The 12,631-nt window shown below is 70.8% G+C and carries 13 protein-coding genes; 3 read left to right on the top strand and 10 right to left on the bottom strand.

Features of this window, described 5'->3' with window-relative positions:
- Positions 1-560 (bottom strand): hypothetical protein (locus Q7T09_RS10490; RefSeq protein ID WP_304699555.1); only part of this gene is annotated, 560 nt, incomplete at its 3' end.
- Positions 561-739: 179 nt separating this feature from the next.
- On the opposite strand from Q7T09_RS10490, the gene Q7T09_RS10485 reads away from it, so the two are divergent.
- On the top strand, positions 740-2,233 hold the full coding sequence (locus Q7T09_RS10485) for a sigma-54 dependent transcriptional regulator (RefSeq protein WP_304699554.1): 1,494 nt from the start codon (positions 740-742) through the stop codon (positions 2,231-2,233).
- 109 nt (positions 2,234-2,342) lie between these two features.
- Positions 2,343-4,115: a M14 family metallopeptidase gene (locus tag Q7T09_RS10480; RefSeq protein ID WP_304699553.1), complete on the top strand. Its 1,773-nt coding sequence runs from the start codon at positions 2,343-2,345 to the stop codon at positions 4,113-4,115.
- 229 nt (positions 4,116-4,344) lie between these two features.
- Here Q7T09_RS10480 and Q7T09_RS10475 read toward each other — a convergent pair whose 3' ends face one another.
- The 7 genes from Q7T09_RS10475 to Q7T09_RS10445 all read right to left on the bottom strand — a co-directional run bounded on the left by Q7T09_RS10475 (position 4,345) and on the right by Q7T09_RS10445 (position 11,003).
- Positions 4,345-4,716, bottom strand: a complete 372-nt coding sequence (locus Q7T09_RS10475; RefSeq protein WP_304699552.1) for a hypothetical protein — start codon at positions 4,714-4,716, stop codon at positions 4,345-4,347.
- 3 nt (positions 4,717-4,719) lie between these two features.
- On the bottom strand, positions 4,720-5,049 hold the full coding sequence (locus tag Q7T09_RS10470; protein WP_304699551.1) for a hypothetical protein: 330 nt from the start codon (positions 5,047-5,049) through the stop codon (positions 4,720-4,722).
- On the bottom strand, positions 5,046-5,315 hold the full coding sequence (locus tag Q7T09_RS10465; RefSeq protein ID WP_304699550.1) for a DUF2312 domain-containing protein: 270 nt from the start codon (positions 5,313-5,315) through the stop codon (positions 5,046-5,048). Before Q7T09_RS10465 ends, Q7T09_RS10470 begins: the two co-directional genes overlap by 4 nt.
- Before the next feature lie 76 nt (positions 5,316-5,391).
- Positions 5,392-6,600, bottom strand: coding sequence for an efflux RND transporter periplasmic adaptor subunit (locus tag Q7T09_RS10460; protein ID WP_304699549.1), 1,209 nt, complete (start codon positions 6,598-6,600; stop codon positions 5,392-5,394).
- A 4-nt stretch (positions 6,601-6,604) separates the two neighbouring features.
- Positions 6,605-8,974 (bottom strand): ABC transporter permease, encoded by a 2,370-nt coding sequence (locus Q7T09_RS10455; protein ID WP_304699548.1) that lies wholly within the window; start codon positions 8,972-8,974, stop codon positions 6,605-6,607.
- On the bottom strand, positions 8,971-9,690 hold the full coding sequence (locus tag Q7T09_RS10450; protein WP_304699547.1) for an ABC transporter ATP-binding protein: 720 nt from the start codon (positions 9,688-9,690) through the stop codon (positions 8,971-8,973). The genes Q7T09_RS10455 and Q7T09_RS10450 overlap by 4 nt, the downstream gene beginning before the upstream one ends.
- Positions 9,691-9,770: 80 nt before the next feature.
- A complete protein-coding gene (locus Q7T09_RS10445; RefSeq protein ID WP_304699546.1) occupies positions 9,771-11,003 on the bottom strand; it encodes a cytochrome P450 in 1,233 nt (410 codons plus the stop codon).
- 205 nt (positions 11,004-11,208) lie between these two features.
- On the opposite strand from Q7T09_RS10445, the gene Q7T09_RS10440 reads away from it, so the two are divergent.
- The gene (locus Q7T09_RS10440) at positions 11,209-11,478 is read left to right on the top strand and encodes a hypothetical protein (protein WP_304699545.1); all 270 of its coding nucleotides are present in this window, start codon (positions 11,209-11,211) and stop codon (positions 11,476-11,478) included.
- A 396-nt stretch (positions 11,479-11,874) separates the two neighbouring features.
- Here the strand turns inward: Q7T09_RS10440 and Q7T09_RS10435 are convergent, their stop codons facing one another.
- Both Q7T09_RS10435 and ykgO read right to left on the bottom strand, forming a co-directional pair.
- Positions 11,875-12,477, bottom strand: a complete 603-nt coding sequence (locus tag Q7T09_RS10435) for an HAD family phosphatase (RefSeq protein ID WP_304699544.1) — start codon at positions 12,475-12,477, stop codon at positions 11,875-11,877.
- Positions 12,478-12,493: 16 nt separating this feature from the next.
- On the bottom strand, positions 12,494-12,619 hold the full coding sequence (ykgO, locus tag Q7T09_RS10430; protein ID WP_111456358.1) for a type B 50S ribosomal protein L36: 126 nt from the start codon (positions 12,617-12,619) through the stop codon (positions 12,494-12,496).
- Between the last annotated feature and the right edge of the window lie 12 nt (positions 12,620-12,631).

The following is a 12,631-nucleotide window of genomic DNA, read 5'->3' as shown; positions in this document are numbered from 1 at the left end:
GGGTCGGGATTGGCCGGTTGCAGCATGGCGTAGAGCTGCAGGGCCAGCAGCAGGCCGACGAAGATCAGGGCCGGCCACAGCCCCTGGCCGAGCTTGGCGCGCCGCCAGGTCCAGGCCGCCGCGGCGAGCCCCAGCAGGCCGATCTCCACGGCCTGTTCGGGGACCGGATAGTTCCACAGCCCCAGCCCCACCTTCTCCCCGCCGAACCACAGTTCCAGGTCGGGGCGGTGGACCAGGAAATCGGCCAGCCAGTGGGAGAAGACCGTGAGCGCGATCACCACCGCCACCTTCCAGGGCAGGCGCAGGACCAGGCGCGCCAGCAGGGCCGCGCCCACCGACCAGGCGATCGAGGCCGGCAGGCTGTGGGTGTAGGGCATGTGCTCCAGAACCAACGCGCTGCCCGGCAGACTGGGGTCGACGGTGACCCGCTCGACGCCGGTGGCGATCAGCCCGCCCCAGGCCACGTCGATCAGCTGGCAGCCCAGGACATAGGTCCAGAGCGGCCCGCGCGGCTCGACGCTCTTGGCCGCGAGCGCGGCGGCGTAGTGACCCACGAACATCGGCGTCCTCCCCCTGTTTTGTCCGATGAGAGCGCCGGAGCTTGGCTGTGCGCAAGCCCCCGCCGTTAACGCCCGACTCAGGACTCCGAAACGCGTCCTTTACCCAAGGCCTGTATCAATCCGGGTCAACAAGAGGCCTCGTCCATGCGGCGGCGCCCGGTTCTGGTGGGTGTTTTCAAATGACCAAGACGGTCCTAGTCGTCGATGACGACCCGACACAGCGCAGGCTGATCCAGGCGGTCCTGGAGCGGGAGGGCTTTGTCGCGGTCCACGCCGAGAACGGCGACCAGGCGATCGCCCGGCTGCAGTCGGGCGCGCCGACCGACCTGGTGCTGCTGGACCTGGTGATGCCCGGCATCACCGGCCAGGAGACCCTCAAGGAGATGCGGGCCCGCGGTCACCAGCAGCCGGTGATCGTGGTCACCGCCACCGGCGGCATCGACACCGTGGTCGCCGCCATGCAGGCCGGCGCCTGCGACTTCTTCGTCAAGCCGGCCTCGCCGGAACGCATCATCGTCTCCATCCGCAATGCGCTCAACCTCGGCTCCCTGAAGAGCGAGGTCGAGCGGCTGAAGAAGCATACGACCGGCCGCGCCAGCTTCGCCGACATGGTCGGCGACTCCCCGGCCATGACCATGGTCAAGCGGCTCGGCGAGCGGGCGGCCAAGTCCTCCATCCCCATCCTGATCACCGGCGAGAGCGGGGTCGGCAAGGAAGTCATCGCCCGCGCCGTGCACGGATCGTCCGACCGCGCCGGCAAGCCCTTTGTGGCGGTGAACTGCGGCGCCATCCCCGAGAACCTGATCGAAAGCATCCTGTTCGGTCACGAGAAGGGCAGCTTCACCGGCGCCACCGACAAGCACCTGGGCAAGTTCCAGGAGGCCAATGGTGGCACCCTGTTCCTCGACGAGGTGGGCGAGCTGCCGCTGGACATGCAGGTCAAGCTGCTGCGGGTGCTGCAGGAGGGCGAGGTCGACGCCATCGGCTCCAAGCGCTCGCTGAAGGTGGACGTCCGCATCGTCTCGGCCACCAACCGCGACCCGGCCCAGGCGGTGAAGGACGGCCTGTTCCGCGAGGACCTGTTCTACCGCCTCAACGTCTTCCCCATCGAGGCCCCGGCCCTGCGCAACCGCCGCGAGGACATCCCGGCCCTGGTGGAGCACTTCATCCGCCGCTTCAATATCGAGGAGGGCAAGTCGGTGGTGGGCGCCTCGCCCGAGACCCTGGCCTTCCTCACCGCCTTCGACTGGCCGGGCAATGTCCGCCAGCTGGAGAACGCGGTCTATCGCGCCATCGTGCTGGCCGATTCACCCTATCTGCAGCCCTACGACTTCCCGGCCATCTCCGGGGTCGCCGCCCCGCCGCCGGAGGCCGTCTCGCCGACCGCCCTGATGGCCCAACCCCCGTCCCTGCCCACCGCCCAGCAGCTGATGAGCGAGATCCCCCAGGACTCGCCGGTGCGCATCCTCGACGGCCGCGGCCACCTGCGGACCCTGGAGGAGATCGAGCGCGACCTCATCCAGCTGGCCATAGAGATCTATGCCGGCCACATGAGCGAGGTGGCCCGCCGGCTCGGCATCGGTCGCTCCACCCTCTACCGCAAGGTCCGCGAACAGGGGCTGGACGGTATCCTGAAGGACGGCGAAGGCGAGGACGCCGCCGCCGTCGCCTGACGGATGAGGCTCGGGCCGGCCCTCGACAGGGGCGGCCGGCTCCCGCAAGGAGGACAGGTTCAAGCTCGCGTCGGAGCCAGGCTTCGCCGCGTCCGGAGTGAGCCTGCAGATGGTCGACGCCCCCGCCTCTCCCCTCGCCCCCTGGGACCAGGACTTCCTGCCCCCCGCCCCGCCCTGGCAGGGCGCCAGCCAGGCCCTGCTGCGGCCGGCCACCGACCCCTGGGTCACCGCCTTCGAGGCCGACCCTGAGCACAATTTCAGCCCCGACTACGCCGCCACCCGTGTCTGGTTCGACCGGCTAGAGGCGGCCTCGCCCTGGATCCGCATCGAGGTGTTCGGAACCTCGCCGGAGGGGCGGCCGATCTATGCGGTGATCGCCAGCAAGGACGGCGAAACCTTCGATCCGAAAAAGCCGGTGCTGCTGGCCCAGGCCGGCATCCATCCGGGCGAGATCGACGGCAAGGACGCGGGCATGATGCTGCTGCGCGACATCGCCTTCAACGGCAAGGACCACCTGCTGGACCGGGCGAACCTGATCCTGGCCCCCATCCTCAGCGTCGACGGCCACGAGCGCGCCTCGGTCTATTCGCGGCCCAACCAGCGCGGTCCCCGGATCCAGGGCTGGCGCAACACCGCCACCAACCAGAACCTCAACCGCGACTACATGAAGCTGGACCAGCCGGAGATGCAGGCGGCGCGGAGCCTGCTGAACAGGTACCGGCCCGACCTCTATGTCGACATCCACGTCACCGACGGCCTCGATTATCAGTACGACCTGACCTACGGCTACAATGGTGAGGAAGGCTCCTGGTCGCGCTCCCCGGCCATCGCCAAGTGGCTCGACGACGTCTTCAAGCCCGCCATGAACGCCAGCCTGGAGGCCGAGGGCCATATCCCCGGCGAGCTGGTGTTCGGCCTAGACGAGGACGATCCCAAGGCGGGGCTCTCCGACGGCGGACTCGGCGAGCGGTTCTCCAATGGCTGGGGCGCGGCCGCCCACGTCCCCACCATCCTGATCGAGAACCACAGCCTCAAGCCCCACGCCCAGCGGGTCCTGGCCACCTATGTCTTCCTGGAGACCGCGCTGGGCCTGCTGGCCCGCCAAGGCGCGGGGCTGCGGGCGGCGATCACGGCGGATCGGGCCCTGCGGCCAGCGCGGATCCCGACCAACTTCGTCCGGGCCAAGGAACCCGCCCGCATCCGGACCTTCATGGGGATCCGGTACGACACCTATGAGAGCGCGGCCTCGGGCCGGCGGGAGATCCGCTGGCTGGGGGAGCCGGACCCGACGCTGTGGTCCCTGCCCCACTTCCTGTCGGAGCCGACCGTGACGCTCTCGCGGCCCAGCGCCTATTGGGTCCCGGGTTACCGCAAGGACCTGATCGAGCGTCTGGCCCTGCATGGCGTAGCGATGGAGGCGCTTAGCGCGCCCAAGACGGTCAGCGTGGAGATGCTGCGGCTGACCACGCCAAAGATCGCCACCCAGGCGGCCGAGGGGCACGTGGCGATCACCGTGAAGGACGTCGCACCCGAACGCCGCGACTGGACCTTCTCCCCCGGCTCGGTGCGGATCTCCACCGATCAGCCCCTGGGGGACCTGGTGGTCCTGCTGCTGGAGCCGCAGTCCAGCGAGAGCTTCTTTTCCTGGGGCATGGTCCCGGAGGTGCTGACCCGGGTGGAATATATCGAGCCCTACGCCATCGCCCCCCTGGCCGACCGCATGCTGACGGCGGACGCAGGCCTGCGCGCCGCCTTCGAGGCCAAGCTGGCCGCCGAGCCGGAGTTCGCCAAGGACGCCGCCGCCCGCCTGGCCTGGTTCTATGAGCGCACGCCCTTCTACGACGACCGCTACCTGCTCTATCCGATCGGCCGCGAGGTCTAGCAGGCCCAGGACCCAATAGAGGCGACGCCTAGATCCCTTCTCCCCTTGCGGGAGAAGGTGGCCCTGTGGAGCAGGGTCGGATGAGGGGTCGATAGATCTGGCCGGCGAGCCCCTTGCCAGGACTGCGGAGAGGGGAGCGCGACCCCTCATCCGGCGCGCCCTCGCGCGCCACCTTCTCCCGCAAGGGGAGAAGGACATCAGACAGCCACCCGTCCAGTAGCGTGCGCCCCTAGTGGCCGCCCTCGACCCAGGCCACGCCGGCCTTGCGGAAGGCGTCGGCGAGCGCTTCCTCCAGGTCGATGGCTTCCCAGCGCTTGAGGGGATTGAGGTGCTCCACCACGTCGGGGAGCAGGCGGACGCCGAAGCGGTTCACCCAGCGGCTGGCCTTGTAGCCGGTCTTGTGCTGATCGAAGCGCAGGTCGGGGTCGCGGGAGGTCTCGCCGACATAGAGGCCCCAGCGGCAGGGCCGGCGCGGGTCCTCCAGCAGAACTACATAGACGGCGTGGTGGGCCCCGCGTTGTTTCAGGGTCGTGGCGCGCAGGGTCAGCGCCGCCCGCCTCGCCCTCGCGATCAGCTCGGGAAGGGTGTCGTCGGAGGCCATGCGCTAGGCGCCGTCTTTATCGACCTTGGGCGGCCCGCGCCGCTTGAAGCCGCGACGGGCCGGGGGCGGCTTCTTCTCGCCCTTGGCCTTGGCGACGATCTCTTTCAGCTTGATGTGCTGCATGACCGAGAAGGCCTCGCCCGCGCCGCCCTTCTCGGGGTCGGCGAAGGCGCGGCCGTAGGTCTTCACCCGCTCGGTGACCGATTCGAGGAATTCGCCCTCCCAGTCGGAGAGCTTCACGCCGGCCTTGTCGGCCGTGCGCTGGGCGCGTTTCAGGGCGTTCAGCGCGGCCCGCTGGGCCTGCGCCTTCCGATCTGGTGGCCCCCGCTTCAAATCACTCCGAGCGCGGAGAGGTAGAGGTCCAGGATGGCGTCTTCTTCCTGGCGCTTGGCGGCGTCCTGCTTGCGGATGCGGATCACCTTGCGCAGGATCTTGACGTCGAAGCCGTTGCCCTTGGCCTCGGCGAAGACCTCCTTGATCTGCTCGGCGATCTCCGACTTCTCCTGCTCGAGCCGCTCGATGCGCTCGATGATGCTCTTCAGCTGGCCCTGGGCCGTCTGGTTCAGGATGTCGGCGTGGGCGGTGGCGTCGTCGGCCATGGGAACTCGCGGGTCGGAGGCTGGAAAGCGCCGGACACTAGCGTCGTGGTCGATGCCTGTCATCCGCTCTGAGCCCTCAGTTCGCCGTCACCGCCCGTTCCTTCACCCGCGCGCCGTCGCGGACCTTGTCGGAGGGGAAGACCACCAGCCGGTCGCCAGCCGCGAGGCCCGACTGCACCTCGGCCTCGCGGTCGGTGAGGGCGCCCACCTTGATGGGGGCTAGCCGCGCCCTGCCGCCCTCGATCCGATAGACCGCCCAGCCGCCGTCCGCGCGCACCAGGGCGCCCAGGGGCGCCTTCAGGGCGCGGGGCGCCTGGCGCAGGATCACCCGGCCCCAGACGCGGTAGCCGGGCCCCAGGCGCGCCCAGGTCGCCGCCGGTCCGGTGAGCTGCAGCAGCACCCGGACCCTCTGCTCCTCGACCCCCAGGGCCGAGGTCTTGGTGAAGGCCTGGGGCTCCACCCGGCGCACCACCGCCGGCAGGGTCCCGAGTCCGCCCCAGTCGTAGATCTCGGCCGGCATGCCCTCGGCGATCCGCACCGCGTCCTGGGACAGGAACTCGATGGCCGCCTCCAGGCCCCTCTGGTCGCTGACCTCCAGCAGGGGCGCCCCCATCGCGAGCGGCGCCTCGCTCTCCTGCAGGACGCGGGTGACATAGCCCGAGGCCGGCGAGGTCACCGCCACGGTCCGACCGCCGCCGGCCTCCGGCCCGAGCAGGGCCGCGCGGGCCACCGCCAGCTGCGAGCGGCTGACCTCCAGCTGAGCGGTGGCCGCGCGCACCGCCGCGCGGCTGGCGCGGGCCTCGGCCTCGGCGGCGTCCAGGGTCTGGCGGGCGGCGAAGCCCTTGCCGGCCAGGATGCGGACCCGGCCGAGGTCGGCCTCGGCCTTGCGCGCCTGGGCCGCCAGTTGCTCGCGCTGGGCCTGGGCCGCCCCCACCGCGGCGTCGGCCGCCGCCAGGGAGGCCTCGGCCTGGGCCCGGGCCCGGGGGTCCAGCAGGTCGGCGCTGGCGGGGCGGATCCTGGCCACCACCGTCGTCCCGGCGATCACCTGATCGCCCACGTGCAGGTCGACGCGTTCCAGCCGCCCGGACACCGGGGCGGCCACCAGATAGGCCTCCCGCACCCGCGCCAGCCCCTGATCGGCCACGGTCTGGGCGATGGGGCCCAGCCGGGCGGTCCCGACGTCCACCGGCACGGGCCGCGGGGCCAGCAGCAGGGCCAGGGCGCCGACCGCCGCCGCCGCCGCCGCCCCGCCCAGGGCCCACCTCACCCACTTGATGTCGGCCACGGTCCTACTCCCTGGTCTTGAGAACGCTTACGAGATCGAGATTCCAGACGCGGCGCACCACCAGCACCCCGCCCAGCAGGACGGCGATGAGATAGGCCGCCATCGCCACGCCATAGCTCTGGGCGGTGATCACCGCCGGCAGCCGCAGTTCGTCTCGCGAATAGGCCGCCACCAGGCCGTGGGCCAGGCCCTGGCCCCCCAGCACCCCCAGGGGGATCGCCGCCAGGGCCAGCACCGCCAGTTCGCCCGCCAGGATATAGGCGCACTCCCCGTGGCCGAAGCCCAGGACGTGCAGGGTGGCCAGGTCCCGTGACCGCTCCGACAGCGAGATGCGGGTGACGTTGTAGGCCACCCCGAAGGCGATGGCGGCGGCGAATCCGACATAGAAGGTCAGGGTCATGCGGAAGGCCTCCGCCATGGCTTGGCGCCAGGCGGCCACCGTCTCGTCCCGCGAGGAGGCGCCGATGATCCCGGGCCGGTCGGCCACGGCGCGGTAGAAGGCCGGCCGCGCGTCGGCCGCCACCAGCAGCTCGGCGCGGTTGGCCAGGTCGCCCTCCCCCAGCAGCCGGTTCAGGGCCCGGCGGTCCAGATAGGCGGCGAAGCCGCTGTAGTCGCGGGCGAGCGCGGTGATGGTCATCAGGCCGCTGGAGGCCCGACCGTCCAGGACGTCCACCCAGACCCGGTCGCCGGGACGCAGGGACAGCCGCCCGGCCAGGGCCTCGCTCACCACCAGGCCCTCGCCCTTGAAGGGGATGGGCCGGTCGCGGGCGTCCAGGGGCCGCTGCAGGCGGGCGTCCGACTCCAGCCCCACCAGGCGGGTGGTCTCCTCGCGCCCGGCCGCCTTCAGGCGGGCGGCGACGACCCGTACCGGCTCGGCCGCCGTCACCCCGGGCAGGCGGCCGATCTCGGCCACGGCGGCGAGCCCCCGCGCCTCGGCCAGGCCCACCGAGTCGGTCCAACTCTGGGTCCGGTAATAGGCCTGGTCCACCACCTGATCGAGGCTGTCGAACAGGAACTGGGTCCCCACCAGCAGGGAGAGGCTGGAGGCCAGGCCAAGCGCCGCCAGCAGGCCGCGGCCCGGGAACCGCTCCAGGTGGCGCACGATCATCCGGGTCGCCTGGTCGACCCCCGCGCCCCGCACCAGCCGGTCCAGCAGGCCGGCGCGATAGGCCGCGGGCCGGGGCGGCGCCATGGCCACGGCCGGCGAGAGGGCCGCGGCCCGCCGCACGGCGGTCAGCGATCCCCCCAGGGCCGCGGCGACGGCCACCGCCGAGGCGCCGGCGAAGGCGGGCCAGTGGAAGGTCACCTCCAGGACGGGAAAGCGGAAATACTCGCGATAGAGGTCGACGGTGGCCGCCCCCAGGGCGCCGCCCGCCACGCCCCCGGCCAGGGCGCCGGTCAGGCCGATGGCGCCGGCCAGCTTCAGATAGGGCGAGGCCGCCTCCAGGTCGCTGTAGCCGAAGGCCTTGAGCAGGCCGATCTGCTCGCGCTCGGCCTCCACCAGCCGGGTGATCACCAGATGCACCAGGGCCGCGGCGATCAGCAGGAAGATCGGCGGCAGGATGCTGGCCGAGGTGGACAGCTCCTTGAGCTCGGCGTCCAGGAAGGCGTGGGAGGGCTGGTCGGCCCGGGCATAGGCCGCCCGGCCGCCATAGGCCGACAGAATGCGGTCGGCGTCCTGCAGCACGCTGGCCGCCGAGGCCCCCGGCGCCAGGCGGAAGGCCGCGGTGTTGAAGGCCCCCGACATGCCGGCCACCCGCTCCACCGCGGGCCGCGGCGCCCACAGCACCCCCTGGTGGGCGTCGTCGGGCATGAAGGATTCCGGGGCCGGCACATAGACGTATTCCGGCGACAGGGCCGCGCCGACGATCTTGAAATCGAAAGTCCGCCCGCCGATCACCGCGCTCAGCCTCTGCCCGAGATGCAGGTGGGCGGCGGTCATGAAGGTCTTCAGGGCCACGGCCTCGTCGGTGCGGGTGGGGTCGGGCAGCCGCCCCTGGACCAGCACGATCCCGTTCAGCGCCGCCCGCTCGTCCTGCGGCAGGGCGATCAGCCGGGCCGTGGCCGGGCGCTCCAGGCCCGGCACGTCCATCAGCCCCACCTCGGCGATGCGCACGTCCAGCGCGCTCACGCCTTCGATGGCCGCCAGCTCGCGGGCCAGGGACAGGGGCGCGTGCTTGGCCTGGGCGAAGGCGTCGGCGAAGCGGGTCTCTGCGTAGAAGTCGGCCTGGGCGGTGGCCAGGGCCCGCTGGGCGGAGAAGGACATCACCGCCACCGAGACCCCGCAGGCGATCAGCAGGGCGATGGCCATCACCTGCCATTTCATGCGCCACAGGTCGCGCAGCACCTTGCGATCCAGGGGGGTGGGCTTCACCAGGCCATCTCCTTGGGGGCGACCTTGTGGGCGTTGGCCACGGCCTCGGTGATCTGGCCGTCGCGGAAGCGGATGATCCGGTCGGCCATGGCCCCGATGGAGGTGTTGTGGGAGACGATCATGGTGGTCGCCCCTACCGCGGCGGTGACCTCGACGATGGCCTCCAGCACGCGGACCCCGCTCTCGCTGTCCAGGGACCCGGTGGGTTCGTCGCAGAACAACAGCTCAGGCCGCTTGGCGATGGCGCGGGCCACGGCCACCCGCTGCTGCTCGCCGCCGGAGAGCTGGGCGGGGAAGTGGTCGAGTCGCTCCGCCAGGCCGACCCGGGCGAGCGCCTCCTCGGGCGGCATGGGATCGCGGGAGATCTCGGTGATCAGGGCCACATTCTCCCGCGCCGTCAGGCTGGGGACCAGGTTGAAGAACTGGAAGATGAAGCCCACGCTGGCCCGCCGGTAGCGGGTCAGCTCGCGGTCGCTGGCGGTGGTCAGCTCCAGGTCATGGAATCGCGCCGACCCAGAGCTCGCCCGGTCCAGGCCCCCCAGGATATTGAGCAGGGTGGACTTGCCCGAGCCCGAGGGCCCCAGCAGCACCAGGGTCTCGCCCTTGGCGATCTGCAGGTCGACGCCGCGCAGGGCGTGCACTTCCCCGGCCTCGGTCCTGTAGACCTTGGCCAGGCCCCGGATGTCGAAGGCCGGCGTCGCGTGGGAAGAGTCCATATCCGGCCCCGGGCGCCTCGCGGCGCGTCAGCCTCGACCCTGGCGGCGCACGCGGGCGCCGGCCTTGATACGAGTCAACCCTAGGTGAGCACCTCCAGCCGCTCCATGCCCCGGAAGAAGGGCAGCCTGCGCCACTCCGGCGTCTCGTCGGGATGGGCCAGCTTCAGGTTCGGGAAGCGGTCGAACAGCAGGGTGAGGGCCACCTGGGCCTCCAGCCGCGCCAGGGGCGCGCCGATGCAGATATGGGCCCCGCCGCCAAAGGCCACGTGGGGCTTGTGCTTGCGGGTCACGTCGAAGCGGTGCGGGTCCTCATAGACCTCCGGGTCGCGGTTGGCGGCGCGAAGCGAGACGGTCATGGCCTGGCCGGCCTTCACCGGACAACCGCCCACCTCCATGTCGGCCGACGCGATCCGGCCGGTGATATCCACCGGCGGCTCGTAGCGCAGCACCTCCTCCACCAGGCCGTTGATGATCTTCGGATCGGCCTTCAGCTTGGCCAGCTCCGCCGGGTTGAGCAGCAGCAGGCGCACGGCGTTGCCGATCAGGTCGGTGGTGGTGAGGTTGCCGCCGATCAGCAGGGCCGTGAGATTGATCCGCAGCTCGTCGTCGCTGAGGTCCGCGCCGGCCGCCTGCAGCCCCACCATGTCGCTGATGAGGTCGTCGCGAGGGGTGTGGCGCCGGGCGGCGATGGTCTTGGTGAAATAGTCCGATAGCGCCGCGCTGGCGGTCTCCATCACCGCGGTCTGCTCCGGCGTGCGGAACGGGTTCAGGCCCTGGATGCTGCCCTCCGACCATTCGCGGAACTCCGCCAGCCGGTCATGGTCGACCCCCAGGATCGAGGCGATGGCGTCGATGGGGATCGGCACGCAGAAGGCCGCCATCAGGTCGAGGCTGGCCGTCCCCGCCATCCGGTCCAGGGCCTCGCCGACGATGCGCTCCACCTCCGGACGGAAGCGCGCCACCCGGGCGTAGAGGGCCTGGGCCAGGGGCTGGCGGATACGGGCGTGGTCGGGGTCGTCCAGGGTCAGGATGCTGGCCTGGCTGGTGCGCGGCAGGCTGGGGTCGTAGCCCTGGGTCTGTTGCCGCTGGAACATGGCCGCGGGCTCGGCCCGCAGCGGATCACGCCACAGCTCCCGGTCCGACACGATGGCGCGCACGTCGCCATAGCGGCTGATCACGAAGTTGCCGGAGACGGCGTCCCGGTGCACCGGACATCGGGCCCGCAGGTCGTCCAGCACCACATGGGGATCGGCGCGGTAGGTCTCGTTGAGCGGCGTCAGGTCGATCATCGAGGGGAGAGGCTGGGAGGTCATCGCCACGGTCCTTCAGTCGATGCGCCACCCTGCTCCGGAAGCCCCGCGGGTCGCAAGGGTGACCCAGCGTCGGCCTCCGCGCGCCCATGCATCCAAAACCGGCCTTGCGCGGTTAAGCTTCTCGGCCTCATTCGAGGCGGGCGCGCCCCGGCCTTCCCGTCGGCTGGGTGCGCGCCGCAGACCCTGAACACCAACGGAGAACCCCATGCGCCTCGCCCTGATCCTCTCGGCGGCTATCGCCAGCCTCACCCTGGCCGCCTGCTCGCAGAAGACCGAAGACCATGCCGCCGCCGCCGCCGACCAGGCCGGCGCCGCGGCCTCCTCGGCCGCCAACGACACCGCGGCCAACGCCGACGCCGCTGCCGCCAGCACGGCCGCTGCGGTGGACAACGCCGCGGCCAACACCGCCGCCGCCGCCGGCACGGCGGCCCGCAAGGCCGACGCCGCCGCCGAGGCCGCCGCCAAGACTCAATAGTCTGTCGGCCCCTGGCGGCGACGCCGGGGGCCTTGACTCATTTGAGGCCCAGGCACCTCCGGGCGATCAGTCTTCGGCGTGCCTGTCGGCCAAAATGAGCAGCCCAACTATGCAGGCTGGAAACAGGGGAAACCAAGCCAGCGGTTCCCAGGTCGTGCCTAGAAGTGCTTCGAGAAGTACGTTTGCTCCGATGATGCCCGTGATGAACAGTATCCACCCCTTCAGGTGACAGGGGTAATAGCCCCACAGGATGCGCCCGAACCAGACCTCCCGGCCTTTTCGATTCAGTCTCTTCAACGCGCCGCCCCGTTCGCCGCCCGACCCATGAACTATGAGTGCGCCGTCTGGGAGGGGTTCGCAATCTATGCGGGCACGGAAAGCTACAGCGGTCACGCTCTAGAGCAGCCCCCGCGCGGCCAGCGCCGGCCGCAGCTCCGCCGGGTCGGTGAAGTGGTGGGTGTCGATGCCGAAGGCCCGGGCGCTCTCGACGTTGGCCAGGCTGTCGTCGATGAAGACGATGTCCTCCGGCGCCAGTCCGAAGCGCTCGCAGGCGAGCGCATAGATGCGCGGGTCGGGCTTGATCATCCCCTCGCGACCCGAGACCACGATGTCGGCCAAGCGCTTGAAGGCCGGGCTCATCGCCATGGTGCCCTCGAAGGTCTCGTCGGACATGTTGGTCAGGCCGTATTGCGGAACCCCGGCCGCGTGCAGGGCCTCGATGGCGGCCTCGCTCTCAGGGATAGTCCCGGAGAACATGTCCCACCACCGGGTCTCCCAGGCCTCGATCGCGTCGCGATATTCCGGGAACTGGGCGATCAGTGGCCCGCGATTGTCCGCGAAGGTCACGCCCAGGTCGTGGTTGACGTGCCAGATCATGGTGCAGACGCACGACAAGAACCGGTCGCAAGCGACCGGCTCTGGAAAGATCTGGGAATAGAGCGTGCGCGGATTCCAGCGCACGACGACATTACCAACGTCCCAGATGACCGCCTTCGGCATCCGGGACCCCGGCGCCTTAGCCTTGCTTGGCTTTGAAGCGCGGGTTGGTCTTGTTGATGATGTAGACGACGCCCTTGCGGCGCACGAGCTTGCAGTCGCGGTGACGCGTCTTGAGCGACTTGAGCGAGCTTCGAACCTTCATGACCGTATCTTC

It is taken from the genome of Phenylobacterium sp. (genome assembly GCF_030645195.1).
Lineage (GTDB): Bacteria > Pseudomonadota > Alphaproteobacteria > Caulobacterales > Caulobacteraceae > Phenylobacterium.
Note: the sequence above shows the minus strand (reverse complement) of the source record. Positions and strands in the feature narration are given on the sequence as shown.

Excerpts from the sequence above, each read along its gene's own strand:
- Q7T09_RS10485 (WP_304699554.1), top strand. The coding sequence starts at position 740 with ATGACCAAGACGGTCCTAGTCGTCGATGACGACCCGACACAGCGCAGG.
- ykgO (WP_111456358.1), bottom strand. The coding sequence starts at position 12,619 with ATGAAGGTTCGAAGCTCGCTCAAGTCGCTCAAGACGCGTCACCGCGAC.
- Q7T09_RS10435 (WP_304699544.1), bottom strand. The coding sequence starts at position 12,477 with ATGCCGAAGGCGGTCATCTGGGACGTTGGTAATGTCGTCGTGCGCTGG.
- Q7T09_RS10445 (WP_304699546.1), bottom strand. The coding sequence starts at position 11,003 with ATGACCTCCCAGCCTCTCCCCTCGATGATCGACCTGACGCCGCTCAAC.
- Q7T09_RS10450 (WP_304699547.1), bottom strand. The coding sequence starts at position 9,690 with ATGGACTCTTCCCACGCGACGCCGGCCTTCGACATCCGGGGCCTGGCC.
- Q7T09_RS10465 (WP_304699550.1), bottom strand. The coding sequence starts at position 5,315 with ATGGCCGACGACGCCACCGCCCACGCCGACATCCTGAACCAGACGGCC.
- Q7T09_RS10475 (WP_304699552.1), bottom strand. The coding sequence starts at position 4,716 with ATGGCCTCCGACGACACCCTTCCCGAGCTGATCGCGAGGGCGAGGCGG.
- Q7T09_RS10480 (WP_304699553.1), top strand. The coding sequence starts at position 2,343 with ATGGTCGACGCCCCCGCCTCTCCCCTCGCCCCCTGGGACCAGGACTTC.
- Q7T09_RS10440 (WP_304699545.1), top strand. The coding sequence starts at position 11,209 with ATGCGCCTCGCCCTGATCCTCTCGGCGGCTATCGCCAGCCTCACCCTG.